The organism is Virgibacillus doumboii (assembly GCF_902806455.1).
GTDB lineage: Bacteria > Bacillota > Bacilli > Bacillales > Amphibacillaceae > Lentibacillus > Lentibacillus doumboii.
The window spans coordinates 62,411-84,125 of the sequence record NZ_CADCWQ010000001.1 but is presented as its reverse complement, the minus strand read 5'-3'; the positions used below and the strand labels follow the sequence as shown (position 1 = coordinate 84,125).

At 42.1% G+C, this 21,715-nt stretch carries 17 protein-coding genes and 1 pseudogene; 11 read left to right on the top strand and 7 right to left on the bottom strand.

The genetic code is table 11. The annotated features are described in order from the left end of the window. Positions 1-13: 13 nt before the first annotated feature. Positions 14-1,351, bottom strand: coding sequence for a type I glutamate--ammonia ligase (gene glnA, locus G6R02_RS00380; RefSeq protein WP_164667268.1), 1,338 nt, complete (start codon positions 1,349-1,351; stop codon positions 14-16). Positions 1,352-1,541: 190 nt separating this feature from the next. Continuing rightward, positions 1,542-2,282 carry an NAD(+) synthase gene (gene nadE, locus G6R02_RS00375; protein ID WP_164667267.1) on the bottom strand — a complete coding sequence of 247 codons (741 nt, stop codon included), beginning with the start codon at positions 2,280-2,282 and terminating at the stop codon, positions 1,542-1,544. Positions 2,283-2,465: 183 nt separating this feature from the next. Here nadE and G6R02_RS00370 point away from each other — a divergent pair, with 183 nt between their 5' ends. The 4 genes from G6R02_RS00370 (at position 2,466) to G6R02_RS00355 (ending at position 4,579) form a co-directional block, all read left to right on the top strand. After that, positions 2,466-2,789, top strand: a complete 324-nt coding sequence (locus G6R02_RS00370; protein ID WP_164667266.1) for a MerR family transcriptional regulator — start codon at positions 2,466-2,468, stop codon at positions 2,787-2,789. Positions 2,790-3,289: 500 nt separating this feature from the next. Beyond that, positions 3,290-3,763 carry a hypothetical protein gene (locus tag G6R02_RS00365; RefSeq protein ID WP_164667265.1) on the top strand — a complete coding sequence of 158 codons (474 nt, stop codon included), beginning with the start codon at positions 3,290-3,292 and terminating at the stop codon, positions 3,761-3,763. Continuing rightward, entirely contained in the window at positions 3,760-4,200 is a 441-nt protein-coding gene (locus tag G6R02_RS00360; protein ID WP_164667264.1) for an SDR family oxidoreductase, read from the top strand. The genes G6R02_RS00365 and G6R02_RS00360 overlap by 4 nt, the downstream gene beginning before the upstream one ends. Before the next feature lie 160 nt (positions 4,201-4,360). Next, positions 4,361-4,579 (top strand): ATP-binding protein, encoded by a 219-nt coding sequence (locus tag G6R02_RS00355; protein WP_164667263.1) that lies wholly within the window; start codon positions 4,361-4,363, stop codon positions 4,577-4,579. A gap of 122 nt (positions 4,580-4,701) precedes the next feature. Here the strand turns inward: G6R02_RS00355 and G6R02_RS00350 are convergent, their stop codons facing one another. Then, the gene (locus tag G6R02_RS00350; RefSeq protein ID WP_164667262.1) at positions 4,702-5,565 is read right to left on the bottom strand and encodes an AraC family transcriptional regulator; all 864 of its coding nucleotides are present in this window, start codon (positions 5,563-5,565) and stop codon (positions 4,702-4,704) included. Positions 5,566-5,815: 250 nt separating this feature from the next. On the opposite strand from G6R02_RS00350, the gene G6R02_RS00345 reads away from it, so the two are divergent. Together G6R02_RS00345 and G6R02_RS00340 are read left to right on the top strand one after the other, a co-directional pair. After that, positions 5,816-6,103, top strand: coding sequence for a hypothetical protein (locus G6R02_RS00345; protein ID WP_164667261.1), 288 nt, complete (start codon positions 5,816-5,818; stop codon positions 6,101-6,103). An 81-nt stretch (positions 6,104-6,184) separates the two neighbouring features. Continuing rightward, positions 6,185-6,700 (top strand): hypothetical protein, encoded by a 516-nt coding sequence (locus G6R02_RS00340; RefSeq protein WP_164667260.1) that lies wholly within the window; start codon positions 6,185-6,187, stop codon positions 6,698-6,700. A 556-nt stretch (positions 6,701-7,256) separates the two neighbouring features. Here the strand turns inward: G6R02_RS00340 and G6R02_RS00335 are convergent. Beyond that, positions 7,257-8,759 (bottom strand): malate:quinone oxidoreductase, encoded by a 1,503-nt coding sequence (locus G6R02_RS00335; protein ID WP_164667259.1) that lies wholly within the window; start codon positions 8,757-8,759, stop codon positions 7,257-7,259. A gap of 314 nt (positions 8,760-9,073) precedes the next feature. Between G6R02_RS00335 and G6R02_RS00330 the strand changes: the two genes are divergently transcribed. Further along, on the top strand, positions 9,074-10,267 hold the full coding sequence (locus tag G6R02_RS00330; protein ID WP_205520014.1) for a PLL family lectin: 1,194 nt from the start codon (positions 9,074-9,076) through the stop codon (positions 10,265-10,267). Positions 10,268-11,117: 850 nt separating this feature from the next. Here G6R02_RS00330 and G6R02_RS00325 read toward each other — a convergent pair. Both G6R02_RS00325 and gltC read right to left on the bottom strand, forming a co-directional pair. Next, a pseudogene (locus tag G6R02_RS00325) lies at positions 11,118-11,285 on the bottom strand (sporulation stage IV protein A); the annotation flags it as partial. A 58-nt stretch (positions 11,286-11,343) separates the two neighbouring features. Further along, positions 11,344-12,246, bottom strand: coding sequence for a glutamate biosynthesis transcriptional regulator GltC (gene gltC / locus G6R02_RS00320; RefSeq protein ID WP_164667258.1), 903 nt, complete (start codon positions 12,244-12,246; stop codon positions 11,344-11,346). Between the two features lie 135 nt (positions 12,247-12,381). On the opposite strand from gltC, the gene gltB reads away from it, so the two are divergent. From gltB to G6R02_RS00305, 3 genes are all read left to right on the top strand, one after another. Continuing rightward, positions 12,382-16,944 carry a glutamate synthase large subunit gene (gltB, locus tag G6R02_RS00315; protein WP_164667257.1) on the top strand — a complete coding sequence of 1,521 codons (4,563 nt, stop codon included), beginning with the start codon at positions 12,382-12,384 and terminating at the stop codon, positions 16,942-16,944. Between the two features lie 34 nt (positions 16,945-16,978). After that, positions 16,979-18,475 carry a glutamate synthase small subunit gene (gltD, locus tag G6R02_RS00310; protein ID WP_164667256.1) on the top strand — a complete coding sequence of 499 codons (1,497 nt, stop codon included), beginning with the start codon at positions 16,979-16,981 and terminating at the stop codon, positions 18,473-18,475. A gap of 169 nt (positions 18,476-18,644) precedes the next feature. Further along, a complete protein-coding gene (locus tag G6R02_RS00305; RefSeq protein WP_164667255.1) occupies positions 18,645-19,205 on the top strand; it encodes a hypothetical protein in 561 nt (186 codons plus the stop codon). Here the strand turns inward: G6R02_RS00305 and G6R02_RS00300 are convergent, their stop codons facing one another. Beyond that, entirely contained in the window at positions 19,206-20,621 is a 1,416-nt protein-coding gene (locus G6R02_RS00300) for a PQQ-dependent sugar dehydrogenase (RefSeq protein WP_164667254.1), read from the bottom strand. 501 nt (positions 20,622-21,122) lie between these two features. Here G6R02_RS00300 and G6R02_RS00295 point away from each other — a divergent pair. Next, a complete protein-coding gene (locus G6R02_RS00295) occupies positions 21,123-21,515 on the top strand; it encodes a nuclear transport factor 2 family protein (RefSeq protein WP_164667253.1) in 393 nt (130 codons plus the stop codon). Positions 21,516-21,715 lie beyond the last annotated feature (200 nt).

Below are 21,715 nucleotides of genomic sequence, written 5' to 3'. Positions count from 1 at the left end.
ATATGAACTGTTATTAGAAAGATGTTAAATACTGTTCGCGTTCCCATGGATGAACAGCTGTTCTAAACATATCCCATTCAATTAATTTGGCTTTCATAAAGTGCTCATATAAATGATTTCCAAGCGCACCTTTAATTACCGCATCTTTCTCAAGTTCTTCAAGTGCATCCATTAATGTTGCCGGAAGATCTTTGACTCCATTTTTTATGCGTTCAGATTTATCCATATCGTAAATATTTTGATCAATCGGGTTAGGGGGTGTCAGTTTATTTTTAATACCATCTAATCCAGCAGCTAATAGTACAGCCATTGTCAAATAAGGATTTGCGGAAGGATCTACACTCCGGGCTTCGATTCGTGTGCTTAATCCTCTTGAGGAAGGGACACGTACCAAAGGACTGCGGTTCAATCCTGACCATGCGACATAACAGGGTGCTTCATAGCCGGGAACTAATCGTTTATAGGAATTGACCGTCGGGTTTGTCACGGCTGTAAAACTGGTTGCATGCTTAATAATGCCTGCTGTAAATTGCTTCATTAATCCGCTAAGCTGCATATCCTCCTTCTCATCATAGAACATATTTTTATCGTCTTTAAACAGGGACATGTTCACATGCATACCGGACCCATTGACACCAAATAATGGTTTTGGCATGAAGGTGGCATGTAAGTTATGTTTTCTGGCAATCGTCTTAACGACTAACTTGAACGTTTGAATATCGTCAGCGTGTTTAAGGGCATCAGAATACTTAAAATCGATCTCGTGCTGTCCGGGGGCGACTTCGTGGTGAGAAGCTTCAATCTCAAAGCCCATGTCTTCCAGTTCAAGGACGATATCACGTCTGCAATTTTCGCCTAAATCAGTGGGTGCAAGATCAAAATAACCGCCCCTGTCATTCAACTCCAGCAATGGGTCCCCTTTTTCGTCCAGTTTAAACAGGAAAAACTCAGGTTCGGTTCCGATATTAAACGTTGTAAATCCTAAATCTTCCATATATTTTAGATTCCTCTTTAAATTATAGCGCGGGCAGCCTTCAAACGGGGTTCCATCCGGATTGTAAATATCACATATAAAGCGGGCCACCTTACCTTTTTCCGATGTCCATGGGAAAACAGAAAATGTATCCAAATCAGGATAGAGGTACATATCAGATTCTTCGATACGAACAAATCCCTCAATCGAAGAACCGTCAAACATTATTTTATTATCCAACGCTTTCTCCAACTGACTAAATGGAATTTCAACATTTTTAATCGTTCCCAGCATATCCGTAAATTGCAATCGAATAAATCGAACATTTTCATCCTCAATTATTTTATAAATATCTTTTTTCTTTATTTCGGCACTCATTCTTTTTCCTCCCTTTATTAAAATAAATCTTCCAGATGGACCATAATTACGGAATTTTCCAGTCCATCGACTTGATGGATTACTACTCTCCACTCATTAATTGCTTAAATGATTAAGCTTTGCTCGCACCTGGAATCACCTCCTGTAGTTACATTTATCTACTGGTCATGAAGTCACCTTATAAAAGGCGTCAAAACTTTGAAGGTATACTAGGTGAACTTCGCTTGTGTCCCGTTTTTTCATGCATTTTTCTAATGAGATGGGAATCTCTATCCGGAATTTTCTTTCCTTGCAAAAAATCGTCGATACGATCGTATGTCGTTCCCATTTCCTTTTCATCCGTCTGACCTTCCCACAACCCGGCACTCGGGGCTTTTTTTATGATCTCTTCGGGAATACCTAAAATGTCTGCCATGTGAAAAATCTGTCCTTTTAAAAAATGAATGAGCGGGAGTACGTCAACTCCGCCATCGCCGTACTTTGTGAAATATCCCGTATACCACTCCGCCGCATTACCGGTACCGGCCACAAGATATCCGTAATGATTGGCAATTGTGTATAGTGTACTCATCCTCAGTCGGGCGCGTAAATTCCCGTCGTCTAGTTTTTCCGTTTTCTCATTCCAGTAATTTTTTTCTGTTAATGTTCTTTTGATGCTTGTAAATAATGTGTCATGTGTATCGGTCAAGTCGATCGTTAAATAATCGATGCCGCTACCTTCCACAACCTTTTTTGCGTCTTTTTGATCGTCAACATCATTTTTGCACGGCATGATTACACCTAGGGAATGCTTAGGAAGAGCTCGTTTCGTCAAGTATGCGACGACTGCTGAATCAATACCGCCGCTCACCCCGACAAGAATTCCATTGGCTCCGCTGTGATTGACTTGATCCTGAATCCATAGCACGGTGTCCTCGATTTGTTTTCTCATATCCAATCTCCCTTTCTCTCCTATTCAATTTAACTTCAGTGTAAAGGATTTTATTTAATGATTCAGCAAGTTTGTCATAAAATCTAACATACTTTTTTGATAAAATAAATAATTATGTTAGAATATCTAACATAATTCATTGTGTATTGATTATATTTGTTAATAAAAAAGGAGTGAGAAATGATGGCAAATACAGATCATGTCTATAAATTTAAAAAGGTAATTTCTATAGGAACTGTATGTGAGTTAACCGGGTTAAGTGAACGTAAAATTCGTTATTATGAGGATCGAGGGCTAATTTTTCCGACACGAACAAAACGCGGCACACGGAAATATTCATTTGAAGATATAGAGAATTTGATGGAAATTGCAACCAAAACAGAAGAAGGAACCCCTACTTTAGAAATTAAAAAGGAATTGAACAAAGCTAAAAAGAAAAACTCTGACAATAAGATCAAAGAAAAAATGGTTCGAGGGCAAATAAATGCACATTTTAAAAGGCATTAGAAAGACGATGCCATTCTCTAACTTGAAAGAATCCGTTGATTAATAGTCGAAATGTCCGGCGATCACTTTTTAAGGGGAATGAAAATGTACGGGATTATCTGCCTGGTTGTTTGACAAAAAATCAACTGTAACAAAAATGTCACGAACCCTTCAGCATTCAAACAAAGGGGACTTATCAAGAAGGTACCTCTGAAAAAATTTATTAACCAAGGAAGGTAATTAGTCTAATTTCCCAATAAAGGTGCGGACAGGAATTAGGCTTTCTTATCTTCTAATATCCTTATCATTGTAAATTAGTATTTTCTTTATGTTAATCCTTTGGTAAATACATTTGGCAACAAGTGGTACATTATTATATCCGTAAATCAGTTGACAAGGAAAACTTGACTACTGAATTCTCATCTAATTATTGCCCACCAAACATTTATACTCAAGTATAATTTCCTAAATACAATCAGAGTGCTACGCTTTAAAAAACTAAATAGGAGGAAACTTTGAGTATGAAAAAGATTATATTTATATTATTACTCTGTTGCTTGTTGGGTCTTTCCCTGACTGCCTGTGGAAATGACAACTCTGACGCAGAGGCGGATTCTAAAAATGATAACGCAACTGAGACAGAAAGTGGAGATGAACAGAAATCCAAAGAAAGCCAGAGTGAGGAGGATATCGCTTTACCAGCAGAAACTCCAGCTGACTTTCCTTTTCCTGAAGGAGATTATTTAGAGGTCCAGACAATGGAAATGGCTGGAGGTATGTCTTATATTGTCGGGTTCACATTTTCAGGTGATATCGATACCGTTTACGAAGACTTCAAGGAATACGCAACCAACAATGGATACACGGCTTCATTTGAAGATAAAGAAAATTACCAGCTTACATCAACAAAAGGGACTGAAAGCATTGCCGTAAAAATGTCTGATGCGGGCTCAGTTACTACTGCAACCGTAACATTTATTATACCGTCAGAATGATTCTATCCGATACCATGATTACTAACCAGGAGGCATTCAAAGCAATGCGTGATCAGGATAAAGGTGTCATTATAAACTATGGCTCCATTTCAGGCTTGCGTAAAGAAGCAGGAGCAACACTGTATTCTGCGTCAAAAGGTGCAGTTATGTCGTGGACCCGCAGTGTTGCAGCTGAATGGGGACCGCACGGCATCCGTGTAAATGCTGTTCTTCCGGCAATTCATACGCCAATGTATGAGGCTGCGCGGTCACAGTTAACACCAGAACAGCTGGAAGCAATGGAAACGGAAAACCGTAAAGAAATCCCACTTGGTGGCAAATACGGTGACCCGGATGAAGACCTTGGCCCGGTTATGACCTTCCTGGCAAGCGATGCCTCCCGATTTATCACAGCACAACTACTTCCTGTTGATGGCGGACAAGCAACCGTTCGATAATACAATTTCATTATCCGGTCTGGCTTTTAAACCAGTCCCGCTTTACATCAATAGTGATGCTGATATATTGCGTCGTGTATTCGAAAATGTGATCCGCAACGCCTTAACGCACGGGGAAGGCGACCTAAAGGTGCAAATAGAAAATATGAATGGCTAAGCAGTGATTCATTTGCAAAACCATGCTCCCGGATTGCAGGAACGGGAAATCCAATATCTGTTTGACAGATTCTATACAACAGACCCTCCCCGTCATCGAAAGTCAACAGGATTGGGGCTGTCGATCGCCAGACGATTGGTTGACATGATGGAAGGGGAAATAACAGCGGTGAAAAAAGGTGAAAATCTCATCGTGTCAATTCAATTTGATCTTATCAAATGACTCATCGTGATATTCATTTATGGAGGCTGGGAAAAACAAGCAAGAATGCCTTGTTTTTCCAGCCCCTTTATAAACCATCGCTTTTTAATTCGTAACTTAAGCTTTCCACTGCATTTCTTTTTTTATTTCTTTCGGACAGGAATCCAAACTTCACTATAAGCGTAATCTTTTTTCTGTTCATCCATTTTAGTAAAAGAAAAGGAAGGAGCATTGATTACTTCATAGTCGGAAGAAGGAAGCCATTCTGAATATGTTTTTGCCATTGTTTCCTGTAACGCAGATGGAAATGGGCCCTCATTTGGAAATATCGCCCAGGTATAGGCTTCGACTGACACTTTATCTAATCGGTCGCTTACTTGATTTTCAGTCGTTAAAACACCAATCAAGTGAGTTAAATCTCCTTCTTCTTTCAAGAAATTAGCGTCAGCGTCATAAGATGCATTAACAATTTGATAAGGCTCCAGATTTTGAAGCGAATGCATTTCTTCTTTTTGCTCTTCTGTTATACTTTCTGCAAGCTCTACAATCTCGTTATTAACACCTTCAAATTGCATGGGGACACGTTTGCTTACACCGACCAAATTAAACGCTGGTTTTTCCTCAATTCTAAACTCCATTGAATTACCTCCTTTAACAGTTATTACAAATGAAAGTTTGGGGAACGATTTGCTGATCCCTTTTTTTATTACATCTGATGGTAAAAAACCACTCCATTTTTTAAATGCTCTCGTAAAGCCGTCCATTGACTGATAACCATATTTAATAGCAACATCCGTTACTTTTTCTCCATTCAATAATTCCTTATTTGCTTCCGACAATCTTCTGTTTTTTATATATTCACTTAACGTCAACCCTGAAATATAAAAAAATATCTTTCTGAAGTGGTAGTCGGAGACCCCAGCATATTCAGAAATTTTTTCAAGAGACAGGTCATCCATTAAACGATCTTCAATATAGTCAATCACCAGGTTAAATTCCTTTAGCAATGTGCCGCACCTCCTTCCATGTCTACATAATAGCAAAGCAGCATTATAAATACTCGACATTATTAACATAAATAATATCGAACTGTTAAACTTTATTTAAACATAATGGTTCAGACGCGTATTCCTAACCAGGATAATCACCATTTACATATATTAAGACCAGATTGTTGAAAATCAGAAGGAATTTTTGTCATGAAATCGAAATAGTAATTATGGTGAAGATAATTATTTTTGAATAGGGAGTTGTCCTATGAATAAAAAAACCATACACATTGTTAACATTTCCTTGGGAGTTTTAGTTATTGGAGTTTGTTTATTTATGGCTTGGTTTGGGTTAGCTCTAGTTCCCATAATAGATACAACAACAGGTATCATTATTCCAATTATTATCCTTTTAATATGGTTAAGTGCATATTACCTGCAAGTCAGGTCCCGTTCATCTAAAACTTTTGCAGCTTCTTTAAGCGTCGAAGTGGTGGTGCTTTTTATTATAGTTTTACAGTTAAGTCAACAAGTTAGTATAACGATATCAGGATGATGGATGTGTGATAGTATTCAAATTTGAACAGCAAAACAGGCGATAGCATAGGATACCTTAGGCTAATAATGGAGGTATTCTATGGAAAACAACGTTAATCAGATTTTAAGTAACTGGGAAGGTAAACCTTTAGAGGGTGCGAAAACAATAATACAGAAGTATGGCTATCCACAGGAAGCAACAAACAGCAGGTTAATTTGGTACAATAATGGTCCCTGGAAACGAACCATCGTCCATCGTGAATCCATTCCACATAATTTTCCAACGCCACATCCGGATTTTTTGGAACAAACCATTGATTATCATGTACCTGTTCATTTGTATGATGCGATTGCTGTATTTGATGGAAGTGCTTATCCTGACAGAACGAAAGGGGAAGTAACTGCAATGTGCGATAAGGAAGCAATGAACTTTTTATCGATTAATGTACTGAATGATATCGTACATGGACAACGCGACATCCAACGTGCAAAAATGTTTCTTGCCCAAACGGCATATATGTATCTTAAGCAGAATGTTCCCTCCCCTTATACAGAAGGACTACTTTTTCCAACACAAGCAAATACTGCCGATCCGGGTATTGTTTACTTCGATTAAACGAAACAAAGGCTTATGCGCCCGGCTAGCGACTGATTGCCCCCCGCGCCTGCGGGTGTGCCGGAGTTGCCCGCTTAGTGGATCCCAGTCGTCAGGTGCTTGTGAGGGATAACCGGCCGACGCAGCATACAATCCGCGATTCGGTAATAATCAGGCGGACATATTTTCCGTTATATTTAACATTTAAGCGAATTTCAGCCTGTTACTGGACATATTTTCCGCTATCCAGCAAAAAACATATGAAATCAGGCCGATTTTTGGTCAATAGCGGAAAAAATGTCCGCGAATACTGCTAAAACAGTGACTTTGGGGTGATTAACGGAAAATATGTCCGCTTCGTCATCTACAGTCAGAGCAATAGCCTGATTCCCGTCCTCATGTCCAAGAACTGACTGATCGTACGGTGGTGAAAAAAGTTACTACAGCTTTAGCGCTGGAGCCGGACGCGACCTTTTAAGGAAATTAAGTTATTCACAGCTCACAAATTTTATAATTTCCTGGACTAAAAAAGGAAGCATAAATTGGCGCCTCAACGACAAATATGCTTCCTTTATAGTTATGCCAACGTTTCCTCTTTTTCCACCAGGCCAAGTGCCTTTGCAGTATTCATACGAATCTCATGGACAAGCTCCGGATTGTCTCTCAGTGACTTGCCGTAAGATGGAATCATTTCTTTAATTTTTGGTTCCCATTCTTCTAATTGTTGCGGGAAACATTTCTCCATTATCTCAAGCATGATGGAAACCGCAGTCGAAGCACCTGGAGAAGCGCCCAGTAATGCAGCAATTGATCCATTGGCTCCAGTAACAACTTCCGTTCCAAATTGAAGTGTTCCTTTGCCGCCTTCTTCGGTATCTTTAATCACTTGTACACGCTGGCCGGCAACCACGATATCCCAATCTTCACTTTTAGCATCCGGAACAAACTCTCGTAACTGCTCGATTCGTTGTTCTTTCGTTTGCAGGAGCTGTTGAACGAGATATTTTGTTAACGGAACATTTTTTGCCCCTGCTCCCAGCATCGTGAACGCATTATCTGGTCTTACCGAATTTAATAAATCCATATTTGAACCAGCTTTCAGGAATTTCGGTGAAAAGCCTGCAAACGGGCCAAATAGAAGAGATTGTTCGCCATCGATAAATCGTGTATCAAGATGCGGCACAGACATTGGCGGAGCACCAACTGCAGCTTTGCCATATACTTTAGCGTGATGCTTCTCGATAACATCCGGATTATTGCACACCAGGAACTGACCGCTTACCGGGAATCCGCCGACATGTTTACTTTCAGGAATCTCCGTCTTTTGCAGTAATGACAGGGCTCCCCCGCCAGCGCCGATAAAGACAAAACCTGACGTGTGGTATTCAAGGGTATTGTCCTCAAAATTCCGCACTTTCACTTCCCAGGAGCCATCTTCCCTGCGTTCGATGTCATCCACCGTATGATTGTATTTCACATGGACATTTTTTTCCTCTAAGTGACCTAACAGTTTACGTGTCAGCGCCCCGAAGTTGACATCCGTTCCAGCATCAATTTTTGTTGCTGCCATCGGGTGATCGATTGTCCGGTCTCCCATAATAAGTGGAATCCATTCTTTTAATTTTTCCGGGTCATCGGAAAATTCCATCCCCTGGAACAGCGGATTGTCCGTCAATGCGTCAAACCGCTTTTTCAAAAAATCAACATTATCCTGCCCATGCACCAAACTCATATGGGGCAATGGCATTATAAAATCTTTCGGATCTTTTATCAGCCCACTGTCTACCAGATGGGTCCAGAACTGCTTGGAAACCTGAAACTTCTCATTAATATTCAGCGCCTTGCTGATATCAATGGAACCGTCCGGCTGTTCAGGTGTGTAGTTAAGCTCACAAAGTGCAGAATGGCCTGTCCCCGCATTATTCCAAACGTTGGAACTCTCCTGTCCTGCCTGATCAAGCTTTTCAAAAATGGTAATATCCCAATCCGGTGCCAATTCTTTTAATAATGATGCCAATGTTGCACTCATAATTCCGGCACCAATTAAAATAACGTCTGTTGATGTATTGCTGTTATTCATTTTTTCCATCCCTATCACCTAAAATTTACAGAAAGAATGCGGACGCCCCAGCATTGTCAGAGCGCTATCTGTTTGAACATCTTTTCTGGATTATTTTTATCCTAAATTATAGTTTATCAAAGTTTTTTACATACTAAAATACATTACTATTATACGATAGTTTTCAATTATTGAAAAGATGGTGTGCGTCAGTGCTTTATTTTTAAAAGCATGTTGCCTGGTACGTCATTATGTATCTTCTTCCTTTTCTTTATATTCATTCCCAATTATCTTTTTAGAACATATGCTAATGAAAAAGCGGAGGAGTATACAATATGAATAAAACACCAACTTTTTATTGGGCACCAGCCAGTATGCCCGACTCAAACCCGAACGTTCGCCAGCAAATAAGTACACAGGAGGTTTTGCAACGGCTTCGCTCCCAGCATAGCAACCTGTATTCTCAGCTGGAACAGGCAGGAATGAACAGACAAATTACCGAGTATGTTTTTTACTATGTGGTAAATTACACGCTTAATCAGGCAAATACAAACCAGTCAGCTCCACAAATTTACCAGCAATTTAAACGTCAAGTCCCATGGTTTTCGATCTTCTTTTCTCAATTTGGTATATCAGGAAACCTCATGGACCGCGTGTTGACGCGTGTAATTGAAATTGTACTGGGCCTCCTTAACGGTGATCAGGATCAGCCTGGCGAGGGATGGTCCGGCTGGGAAAGCCTGGGCGGCACCTTAACATCGGCACCAGCTGTTTCCTCCTGGCAAAATAACCGCCTCGATGTCTTTGCACGGGGTACGGACAATGCGCTTTACCATAAATGGTGGAACGGCAGCAATTGGAGTAACTGGCAAAACCTTGGCGGTAACTTAACGTCAGCACCTGCAGCCGTTTCCTGGGGGCCAAACCGAATTGATGTATTCGCACGTGGTACAGATAACGCTCTATACCATAAATGGTGGAATGGAAGCAGTTGGAGTGATTGGGAGAACCTTGGCGGCACGCTCACAAGCGGCCCGGCTGTTTCTTCCCGCAGATCAAACCAGCTTGATGTATTTGTTCGAGGAACCGGTAATCGGCTTTATATAAAAACATGGAACGGATCACGCTGGGAGGACTGGGAAGATCTCGGTGGTAACTTGACCTCGGAACCAGCAGCTGTCTCCTGGAATCCAAACCGGATCGATGTCTTTGCACGCGGAACCGACAATGCCCTTTACCATAAATGGTGGAATGGCAATAATTGGAGTAACTGGGAAAGCCTTGGCGGAACATTAACAAGTGCTCCAGCTGTCGCTTCCAGACGTCCAAATAGATTAGAAGTATTTGTCAGAGGCACAGGCAATCAGCTTTATCTGAGAGAATGGAATGGCTCACAATGGTCAGGATGGAGGAATCTCGACGGCAACCTGACATCAGCACCAGCTGCCGTTTCCTGGGGGCCAAACCGTTCCGACGTCTTTGCCAGAGGGCAAAATCAGGATCTTATTCATTTGTGGCAAGGGCAATAGAGTGGCCCGGAGGAGTGGTCCGTGGGGACAGGAACCCTGGACCATTTACCATATAAAAAGCTGCTCAGTAACAAAACAAAGTAGCTCAGTTTAGAAGTACAAAATTGTAATTTGTACCATTAATTGAACTACTTTTTTCATGGATTTGTAATTACAGATGAAGGCAAAGGGTTTGCTAATACACGCAACAAGGAATTTGAGGAATTTATCTTTCTTATTTGGAGCTGATAAACCTAAATAATGCGCTTTATTCTATTTATAAACCACTCAATAGCATTTACTTTCTTATTGCATTAACTAGAGCGTTAGTTTAATAACAATGAGCATTTTTCAATAAGGAAATTGCTCTTTTTTTGTATCTCAAATTACATTAGCAAGTGATTTTGCAGTTTCTTAATAACTCAACTTTCGCAGCGTAAAAATGAACACATACGCCTTGAAGGAATTAGGGGGGTCAAAGTTACACTACTAAGGTTGACTTTGCATTAACGGTAAAATATTTTAGTGAGGTTTCCGTTTTTTCCTGTATCCCTAAGGAAGGACATTTCATTGATGTTTTTATCTCCTTTTGTCCTTCATAACTCCGATGAACCACTTTTCATCAATGTTTTCGCTTCCTTTTGTCCTTTACACCAGCTTCGCATATATAACAGCGCAGGGGGGATATTTTCACTCAAACTGTTAAGCTGATTATATCTTTTGTGTACAAAAGGCTTTTATGTTTACTGAGGTTGTCAAGGCAACAACTCAAAAACGTTTCGAGATTAACAAATTTAACTGTTTGAGCCTATACTATTGGTGCGAAAGTTGAATTATTAATGTGAAAAAAAATAGCAACTAATTTTAGTTGCTACAGAATAATTGCTATTAATCCGCCCGAACCTTCATTTATAATACGTTCAAGCGTATCCTTTAATTTATATCTCGCATTTTCAGGCATCAGTGATATTTTCGCTTGAATTCCTTCCCTGACTATTGAACTTAAGGACCTGCCAAAGATGTCAGACTCCCAGATGGATGATTAAAGTGAACCAAGGAACCTGTCCCCGCGGTCCTGCCTCCCCACGCTTCCTCCTCTATTGAAATTGCTGTAATCGTGAGAAAAATTGTTTGACGAATTCGTAAAATACTCTTTCTGATGGTGCCAGAGTTGTTTCCTTTGGTTTGATGATTCCCACGGTTCGTGTGACTTCCGGGATTTCCAGCGGGATTTTTACTGTCATCTTCGGGGTTGATTCATGAAATGAGCTTTCCGGCAGCAGGGTAACACCGACTCCCGCGGAGACAAGCCCTTTGATCGCATCAAGGTCTTCCCCTTCTGCCGAGATATTTGGGGCGAATCCTGCCTGCTTGCATGTGTCCATAATCATTTTTTTCAGTACATAACCTTCTGGAAAACTGATAAATTCATCATGCTTTAAATCGCTGAGGTACAGACTTGTTCGATCGGCCAGGTGATGATTTATCGGAAGCAGCGCCAGAATGTGTTCCGAAAATAGTATGTGGGATTCAATTTCCGGTTCATCCCTTGGGACCGGTCCAAGAAATGCTACATCCATATCGCCCCGTTTTACGGAATCGATTAAAAAATGATAGGAACCTTGCCGCAGATGGAAGCGGACATTCGGATACTCACCCTTAAATGCAGAAATGACGTTTGGCATGAGGTGACTGGATAAACTGGTCGGGAAGCCGATTTTAATCGTTCCGCGCTCAGGGTCCAGATATTCTTCAATCTGCTTTTTGGCATTATCCATCGCCTGCATGGCAATCTTAACATGGGTATAAAAGGTTTTCCCGATTTGGGTTAATTTAATATTTCTGCCTTCCCGTTTAAACAAATCGACGCCCAGTTCACCTTCCAGGTTGGCAATTTGCCTGCTTACCGCTGACTGGGCAACATGCAAATGAACAGCGGCATCTGATACATGTTCCCGTTCTGCCACTTCCATAAAATAACGTAATTGGCGCAGTTCCATCCCCATCATCCTATCTATATCAAAAATCGATTAATTTAATCTAAATTATATATTGTTTCGATTGATTGGTAAACCTATAATTAAGAATACACAGTAAATACTGAATTGAACGAAAATCTAAAGGGAGGGATAAAGATGCGTTACAATAAGATACCCAAAGCGCAGGGCCTGTACCACCCTGAATTGGAACATGATGCATGCGGCATTGGTTTATATGCGCACATGCATGGCACACCGACGCATGACATCGTCAAAAAAGGACTGCAGATGCTTTGCCGGCTTGACCACCGCGGCGGCAGCGGTGATGCAATGACGGGAGATGGTGCCGGGTTGATGGTCCAGATTCCGGATGCTTTTTTCCGGGGTGCTTGTCCGGAATTAAGTTTGCCGGAAAAAGGCCGTTACGGGGTTGGAATGGTTTTTTTCACAAACGATACGGACAATCAGGAAAAATTGGAGAAAAAAATCAATTCGATTATCAGGCAGGAAAAGCAAACTGTCATTGGATGGAGAACGGTGCCGGTGAATATCAGTTCCATCGGTAAGACGGCGCGGGAAAGCTGTCCGTTTATCCGCCAAGTATTCATTGGTGCCAACCCTTCCCTAACAGACACAATTGATTTTGAACGGAAACTGTATGTCATACGGAAACAGGCAGAAAAAATAGCAACCGATGAGGAAGAAGCATTTTATTTTTCCAGTTTGTCGAGCCGGACGATTGTCTATAAAGGCTTGCTTCGCCCGGAACAGCTGCACACATTTTATACGGATCTAGTGGATACGACATTTGAATCTGCGTTCGCAATGGTTCATTCCCGCTTCAGCACCAATACTTTTCCGAGCTGGGAACGGGCACACCCGAACCGTTATTTGATGCATAACGGGGAAATTAATACCCTGCGAGGGAATATAAACTGGATGCAGGCACGCGAGAAACAATTTGTATCGGAAGTATTTGGTGATGAGTTGGAAAAAGTGCTTCCGGTTCTTGATTCCGACGGCAGTGATTCGGCGATGTTGGATAATGCACTGGAATTTCTCATACTCGCCGGACGAAAACCGGCTCATGCTGCGATGATGCTTATTCCTGAACCGTGGGATAACAATCCATATATGTCCAGCGATAAAAAGGCCTTTTATGAATATCACAGCACATTAATGGAACCATGGGACGGTCCAACTTCCATTTCTTTTACGGACGGAAAACAGATCGGTGCGATTCTGGACAGAAATGGACTGCGGCCGGCACGGTATTACGTCACCAAAGATGACTTTTTGATTTATTCCTCGGAAGCGGGTGTCATCGATGTGGATGAAGATCAAGTGTTGTACAAAGACCGCCTCAGTCCGGGGAAAATGCTGCTGCTCGATATGGAAAAGGGGAGAATCATTTCAGATGAGGAAATTAAAACAGAAATCACAACTGCAAACCCATATCAGCAATGGCTTGATAAACAACAGATAATCCTCAAAAATAAAGTAGAAATTTTTAATAGCGATTCAATCCGGAATCTGGTAAAAAAACAAAAAGCATTCGGTTACACGCACGAAGATATCCATAACTATTTAATTCCGCTGGTAACGGATGAAAAAGATCCGATTGGTGCGATGGGGAATGACGTCCCATTAGCGGTGCTATCTGATTACCCTCAATCACTATTCACTTATTTCAAGCAATTATTCGCACAAGTCACCAATCCTCCAATTGACGCTTATCGTGAGCAGCTGGTTACTTCGACAATGACCATGCTCGGTCCTGTCGGAAACATCCTGCATCCAACTGAATTAAACTGCCGGAAACTTCGGATTGGAACACCCGTACTTTCCAATCGGCAGCTGCAACTGTTACAAACGGACAACTATGAAGGATTTGCTTCCCAAACAATTGACACACGATTTGACGGAAACCTGGAACAGGCACTGGAACAAATTTGCCGGAAAGCAGAAACCATGATGGCTGACGGTGTTAATATCCTTATCCTGTCAGACCGGAACATGGATGAAAATAATGCTGCGATTCCTGTCCTGCTTGCAGTAAGTGCATTGAATCAGCATCTGATTCGACAGGGTACACGGACAAAAGTGAGTATTATTGCTGAAACGGGAGAAGCAAGAGAAGTACATCATTTTGCAGCTTTAATCGGGTACGGCGCAGATGCCATCAATCCGTACCTTGCTTACGCAACGCTGAGCAAGGCAATTGAAGCAAATCATCTGTCATTCAGTTATAAACATGCAGTAAAATCCTATATCAACGGCATTACGGAAGGCATCGTCAAAGTAATGTCCAAAATGGGAATTTCAACGATTCAAAGTTATCGCGGCGCCCAAATATTTGAAGCTATTGGCATCAGTAAGTCAGTTATCGACCGTTATTTTACAGGAACTGTCTCCCAGCTTGGCGGAATCGGGCTGGATACCATTGCCGAAGAAGCTTTGAAGCGGCATCAGAAAGCCTATGAAAATAATATCGACGATTCCCTCGAATCAGGCAGTGATTTTCAATGGCGTAAAACAGGGGAACATCATGCATTCAACCCGAAGACCATCCATCTACTGCAATGGGCATGCCGGCGGCGCGATTACGAACTGTTCAAGCAATTTTCACAAGCAGCAAATGAAGAGCGGCTGAATTTTTTACGAAACTTGTTTACGTTTAAGAAAACAAACGCCATTTCCATCGATGAAGTGGAGCCGGTTGAATCAATTGTCAAACGGTTTAAAACAGGTGCCATGTCATTCGGATCGTTAAGCAAGGAAGCTCATGAATCGTTGGCTGTTGCCATGAACCGTATCGGCGGGAAAAGCAACAGCGGGGAAGGCGGAGAAGATCCGGAAAGGTTTACGACGGATGAAAACGGTGATTCACGAAGGAGTGCGATTAAACAAATTGCTTCGGGACGTTTCGGCGTAAACAGCCATTACCTGATGAACGCGGATGAGTTACAGATAAAGATGGCTCAAGGTGCAAAACCCGGAGAAGGCGGACAGCTGCCCGGAAGCAAGGTGTATCCATGGGTTGCTGATGTCCGCGGGTCCACTCCAGGAGTTGACCTGATATCACCACCACCGCACCATGACATTTATTCGATTGAAGACCTGGCCCAGCTGATTCATGATTTAAAAAATGCCAACCGCAATGCCCGCATCAGTGTAAAGCTTGTCGCCAAGGCCGGCATCGGCACCATCGCAGCAGGTGTTTCAAAAGGTAAGGCAGACGTTATTTCAGTCAGCGGGTATGATGGCGGAACTGGCGCATCACCAAAAACGAGCATCAAACATACCGGGCTTCCATGGGAACTTGGTCTTGCTGAAACACATCAGACACTCAAGCTGAACGGACTCAGAGATCGCGTTGTTATGGAAACGGACGGGAAATTAATGACTGGAAAAGATGTCGTTATGGCAGCACTGTTTGGTGCCGAAGAATTTGGTTTTGCAACCGCACCGCTTGTCGTCCTTGGCTGTGTGATGATGCGGGTGTGTCATAAAGATACTTGTCCTGTTGGAATCGCCACGCAAAATCCCGAACTGCGAAAAAAATTCATGGGCGATCCCGATCATGTCGTTCATTTTATGCAGTTTATTTCACAGGAAGTCAGAGAAATCATGGCCGAACTCGGGTTCAGAACGGTTGACGAAATGGTCGGCCGGACAGATGTGCTCAACATAAGTGACCGCGCAAAAACACACTGGAAGGCAAAAGATCTGGATTTATCTGCACTGCTTTTTCAAGTGGATGGCCCATCAACCAATCAAACCAAGCAGGATCATGAGCTTGATCTGTCGCTTGATATAAAGGAGATTTTGCCTGCTGTAAATCAGGCTATTGAACGAAACCAACAGGTGGAACTGGAGCTGCCAATTAAAAATATTCACCGCACAGTCGGAACAATTACAGGCAGCGAGATCACAAAGCACTACGGGGAAACCGGAATGCAGGAAGATTCGATTACTCTGCGATTTAATGGTTCAGCGGGACAAAGCTTTGGTGCCTATATTCCAAAAGGTATGTCCTTATTTTTAACGGGTGACGCTAACGACTATATCGGAAAAGGATTATCAGGCGGAAAAATAATTATTTCCTCCCCGCCGGAAGCACAAGCAACTGCATTTGGCAACGTCATAGCCGGTAATGTCGCATTCTATGGCGCTACAAGCGGTGAAGCGTATATAAACGGTCATGCCGGTGAGCGTTTTGCAGTCCGCAACAGTGGCGCAAACTTGGTCGTTGAGGGTATTGGAGACCATGGCTGTGAGTATATGACAGGCGGACGTGTCGTTGTTCTGGATGAAACCGGAAAAAACTTTGCTGCCGGTATGTCAGGCGGTGTCGCGTATGTGTACGCAGAAAATCAGGAGACATTCAAACAATTATGCAATCAGGATATGGTTATGTTTGAGACCCTATCTGATGCTATTGAAATGGAAGAAGTAAAGCAACTCGTTCAAAACCATTATCAGTATACAGGCAGCACAAAAGCCGGGTTTATTTTATCAAATTGGTATCAGTCTGCCGGAAATTTTGTAAAAGTTATCCCAAAGGAATACAAATACATGCAGGAACAAATCCAGGCATATAAACATGACGGCTTATCTGAAGCGGAAGCTGCGATGTATGCCTTTCAATCAAAAAAGCAGCAACAGCCAACCGCCCAGAAAACAAAGCTACGGGAGGTCCCGCTAGAGGCGAAATGATTTGCGATTGATACTACCGAAAGAGGTGATAGCATTGGGGAAAACTACAGGTTTTATGGAATTTCAACGTGAGGAGACGATGAAACGGGATCCGCTTACCCGGATAAATGACTGGAATGAATATGATGTGCCGTTTTCTGATGAAGCTTTAAAACGGCAGGGAGCACGGTGCATGGATTGCGGAACACCTTTTTGTCAGATAGGCGATGTTATCAACGGTACGACAACAGGCTGCCCGATTTATAATTTAATTCCGGAATGGAATGATCTGGTGTATAAGGGTAAATGGAAGGAAGCGCTGGAAAGGCTGTTAAAAACGAACAATTTCCCTGAATTCACCGGGAGGGCCTGTCCCGCACCTTGCGAAGGATCATGCACACTTGCGATATCCGATCCTGCCGTAACCATCAAAAGCATCGAACGGACAATAATTGATAAAGGGTTTGAAAATGGGTGGATCACACCGCGCATTCCCAAACACCGAACCGGCAAAAAAATCGGCATTGTCGGCTCCGGTCCCGCCGGCCTGGCCAGTGCCGACCAATTGAATCAGGCCGGACATCACGTGACGGTATTTGAACGTGATGACCGTGCGGGCGGACTGCTGATGTACGGCATTCCGAATATGAAACTGGAAAAAGAAGTGGTCGAACGGAGAATCAAGCTTCTGAAACAGGAAGGCATCAATTTTATGCTGAACACAGAAGTTGGAAAAGACATCTCCGCCGAGGAATTAACTGCGGATTATGATGCCGTTATCCTTTGTATCGGAGCGCAAAAGCAGCGGGATTTACAGATTGACGGCAGGGACATTAACGGCGTGCATGCTGCGATGGATTACCTGAGGGCATCCACGAAGAAGTTGTTGAATGGAACGATGAACAGCGACGAATATATTAATGCAGCAGGAAAAGATGTCATCGTAATCGGAGGTGGAGACACGGGTGCAGACTGCATTGCAACCGCACTCCGGCAGTACTGCAACAGTGTGGTGCAGTTTGGTAAGCACCCGAAACTTCCAGCTGCCAGAACAGAAAATAACATGTGGCCGGCATATCCGGATATTTTTACTGTGGAATATGCCCATAAGGAAGCTGCAGTTAATTTCGGGGAGGATCCGCGCCAGTACTGTATCCAGACAAAACGATTTGTTGCCGGAGAAAACGGAGAGTTGAAAGAAGTGCATACTGTGGAAATGGAAAAAACAACAGACGACAACGGCAAACACGTCTTCCGTGAAATACCCGGCACAGAAAAAGCATGGCCTGCACAGCTGGTTTTTATCGCAATCGGTTTTGAAGGACCTGATCAAAGCCTGACACAACAGCTTGGTCTCGATACTGTAAATGGAAAGGTGAATGCAAAATACGGTGACTTCACGACGAATGCACCAAATGTATTTACAGCCGGAGATGCCAGACGCGGTCAAAGCTTAATCGTATGGGCAATTAATGAAGGCAGAGAAGCAGCCCGCCAAGTCGACACCTTTTTAATGGGACGTTCCGTGCTGCCAACTTATTTGGAAGCATAGGGACGGCTTTTTTTTAAAGGAAGCAACAGAATCGTCTCCGATCGAGTGAATAGTTATATCTGCTTACTTTCATTACACAGGATATTGATGTGTGGACAGTAGTAAGTTCAACCTCCAATAAATGATACATATAATGGTAACGCATTAATCATTTATTGGAGGTTAAACGATGTATTTTCTTAAACCTGTTTCTGATGAGGTTCGATCATTTCAACAAATATTCGATAATCATAAAAAAACGATGAAGCTCATTTTAGTGTCCATTTTCGCCTGTTTTGCTGCTGTTTTTCAGGCTGCTGGCGGCTTTCTACCGGGTATCGGATATTTTATAAGTCCACTTGCCACTGCACCTATTTTGTTAGGCGCCATGTTTTCTTTTTCCTTTGGTGTAATTTCCTACTTCCTGACAATTATGTTGTTATTCATCTTACAGCCAACGGAACTTATTATATTTCCTTTTACAACGGGATTGTTGGGACTTGGCATTGGGACAGCATTTTCCTTTTTTAGAAAAAGAATAAGTATTATAGCTGCCGGCTCTGTACTTTTAATGTTGGAGATAATGAGTCTGCTGTTTACTTTTCACTTTCCCATTTTAGGCCCGGTCGCAGGTGACTCCTTTTCACTTCTTACAACTGGAGGTATTTTTTTATTTACTTTCCTTTATAACTGGCTGTGGGTTGAACTTGCATTAATCCTTTTTAAAAGAATAAAAAGGATTATGATTTAGTCACGGAACAATTTCAAAAACAGTACCCTGGTTAAAGTCAGTTACATTCATCGAGCCGTAAACACCTAAATATAATCGGCTTTGGTCCGGGTTCGTTCCCAGACTAACAAAATAAGCAGACTGAGAACCAAAATCATAATCGGTTTCAATCACACTAAAATCACTCAGTTTACAATCCGGTCGGACCCTGGTATAAGCTAAAACCCCTCTGGCAGGCGACTGAGAGTTATCTGTCCGGAAAATATCGGTAAACACAACACTCCCCGTTAAAGCGGGGATGTCTCTGCCCATATATGGCTGGACCCCTGTAAGTGCAGTTCCCTCAAACTTATCAGGGCGGGGATCCTGATGAAAATAACTGGTTAAAGGCTGAATCCGCTTCACTGAAGTTTTAATTACTTCATCGTAATAAGCAATCGTTTTCTCATCCAAATTCGGATTATTAGTACACTCTCTTATAATTGAAGCAGGTAATGCACCTTCCCACGCTCTCCAGCCAAAGTTAATAAATCCTTCCTGGTCAAGTTCGATGTTCCTTAAAGACGCTTGAACAAGCTGAGGAACCGGTATTGGTTTATAAGGTAAAAATGAAAAAATCGACTCTGCCAATTCCTGTCCGACATTACCCACATATTTCATATACTGATCATAATACCTTTGAAAAGAAATACCCGAAATATTGCGAACCCCTTTGGCAATTACCGTGAGTGTTTCCTGAACAGGAGCGGGCAGTTCATGAAAACGTGTCACTACGGGAGGATGATGGACAAAAGTCTTGGCGGCAACATCAATCTCAATTATTTTCCCGCATATTTCTATATCGTCCTGGCTCAAATTAAATGGATCATAGCCTGATCCGCCATCTCCGGTTGTTAAAACAAGTTTCCCTGTTTCAGGTGAAAAGTTTAAACTATTAACACCGTTATGATTCGAAAATGGTCTTCTTAAGTTAAGCAATGTCCGTCGTATTTGAGGTTGGCCATTCGATGGTAACCCCCATTCTTCAACGGTATCAATATGATCATATTGTGTATCTCGATTTGTCCACTTCAGGTTTAATGTTTGGGGATCACACGGGTCAGGAGTAAAAGATTCAGGAAGAGCACCCGGGCCTTGTGTTCCGGCTGCTGAATAATGAAGATAAAACAAACCGTTATAATAAAATTCCGGATGAAACGCCAGTCCCAACAATCCCCGTTCATCATATCCACCACCGGAAGAGCCCAATTCTATGATCCGCGAGCGAATATCCAAAAAAGTTCTAATTTCCCCGTTTCCTACAGAAAAGATTTCTCCCACCTGGGTTGCAATAAATAACCTTTCCATTGAGTCACCTGGAAGTATAGTTGACTTTATAACAGTGGGTAAATTTAAATTGCTTACAATGGGCCGTAAGCTAACTTTAACTTTTTTCAACGTTTCGACCTCCTTTCTATTGGTTTCTTTTATAAGAATATGATTGGTATTGTATTGTAAGTACCATATCTTTAGTGGGACGACAGGTATGGTTTTCTGCTAGAGGTGTATTCAAATGGGTATGGTTCACTCCTATGTAACGTTTGTAATAAAATAAACCAGACAAGTAAATACCGGTAAGTGACAGTAGTTTATATCAGGAAACATAGAGACCTACTTAATATCTGATACAATAGAAGTGACTATATGTATAGAGTCCCACTCTCCTTCAGATACAAAAGTAATTGGGAACTTTCACCGAAAAAGTTGTTTATCGATTTCTTCGATTGAAATTCCTTTTTCATGCAGACTTTTCACTTCCCCATAAAGCCGATCAACACACCTTGAAGGAACCCGGATATATTGATAAATTTAAAAGGAAGCTGACAAAATTAAAAAGTCAACGTTTGTAGTAAACTAAACTGGACAAGTCATTTCGCCATAATCGAAAGGATGATGGATATGAATACGGAAAAGCAGCGTAATGAAACCTTAAAAGAGCAGGCTGTATCATTTCTGCAGCTTGTATCAACAGGAAATGTGGATGAAGCATACCAAAAACACATAGGTGAAGACTTTCGCCATCATAATCCCTATTTCCCGGGTGATGCAGATTCACTCAAGCGGGCAATGAAAGAGAATGCAGCTGAGGCTCCTGAAAAGATTTTTGACGTCAAACGAGCTATGGAAGACGGAGAAATGGTTACGGTTCACTCCCATGTAAAACAGAGTCCAAGAGACCCTGGAGCAGCTGTTGTGCATATCTTCCGTTTCCATGAAAACCAAATTGTTGAATTATGGGATTTGGGCATACCTGTACCAGAGGAATCTCGTAACGAAAATGGGTTATTTTAATAGTGGGAGTTAGTAGTTGAGCCATGGGGGATGATTTTCCCCACGGCTCACAATATGACATAATTCGACAAAACTCGGAAAGTGACAGGCACCAAAAACCCTCCCCCCCTCTATACGCCGCTTCCAACGCCGAAATATCAAACTTCTTCATCTGCAAAAATGCTTTGGTCACGCGTTCCATTTGCTCGCGCGTTCCGTTT

Bases quoted from the DNA above. Each gene is read 5' to 3' on its own strand.
- G6R02_RS00335 (WP_164667259.1), bottom strand. From the start codon at position 8,759: ATGAATAACAGCAATACATCAACAGACGTTATTTTAATTGGTGCCGGA.
- G6R02_RS00365 (WP_164667265.1), top strand. From the start codon at position 3,290: ATGAAAAAGATTATATTTATATTATTACTCTGTTGCTTGTTGGGTCTT.
- G6R02_RS00360 (WP_164667264.1), top strand. From the start codon at position 3,760: ATGATTCTATCCGATACCATGATTACTAACCAGGAGGCATTCAAAGCA.
- G6R02_RS00345 (WP_164667261.1), top strand. From the start codon at position 5,816: ATGAATAAAAAAACCATACACATTGTTAACATTTCCTTGGGAGTTTTA.
- glnA (WP_164667268.1), bottom strand. From the start codon at position 1,351: ATGAGTGCCGAAATAAAGAAAAAAGATATTTATAAAATAATTGAGGAT.
- G6R02_RS00305 (WP_164667255.1), top strand. From the start codon at position 18,645: ATGTATTTTCTTAAACCTGTTTCTGATGAGGTTCGATCATTTCAACAA.
- G6R02_RS00295 (WP_164667253.1), top strand. From the start codon at position 21,123: ATGAATACGGAAAAGCAGCGTAATGAAACCTTAAAAGAGCAGGCTGTA.
- G6R02_RS00370 (WP_164667266.1), top strand. From the start codon at position 2,466: ATGGCAAATACAGATCATGTCTATAAATTTAAAAAGGTAATTTCTATA.
- nadE (WP_164667267.1), bottom strand. From the start codon at position 2,282: ATGAGAAAACAAATCGAGGACACCGTGCTATGGATTCAGGATCAAGTC.
- G6R02_RS00340 (WP_164667260.1), top strand. From the start codon at position 6,185: ATGGAAAACAACGTTAATCAGATTTTAAGTAACTGGGAAGGTAAACCT.
- gltC (WP_164667258.1), bottom strand. From the start codon at position 12,246: ATGGAACTGCGCCAATTACGTTATTTTATGGAAGTGGCAGAACGGGAA.
- G6R02_RS00330 (WP_205520014.1), top strand. From the start codon at position 9,074: ATGAATAAAACACCAACTTTTTATTGGGCACCAGCCAGTATGCCCGAC.
- gltB (WP_164667257.1), top strand. From the start codon at position 12,382: ATGCGTTACAATAAGATACCCAAAGCGCAGGGCCTGTACCACCCTGAA.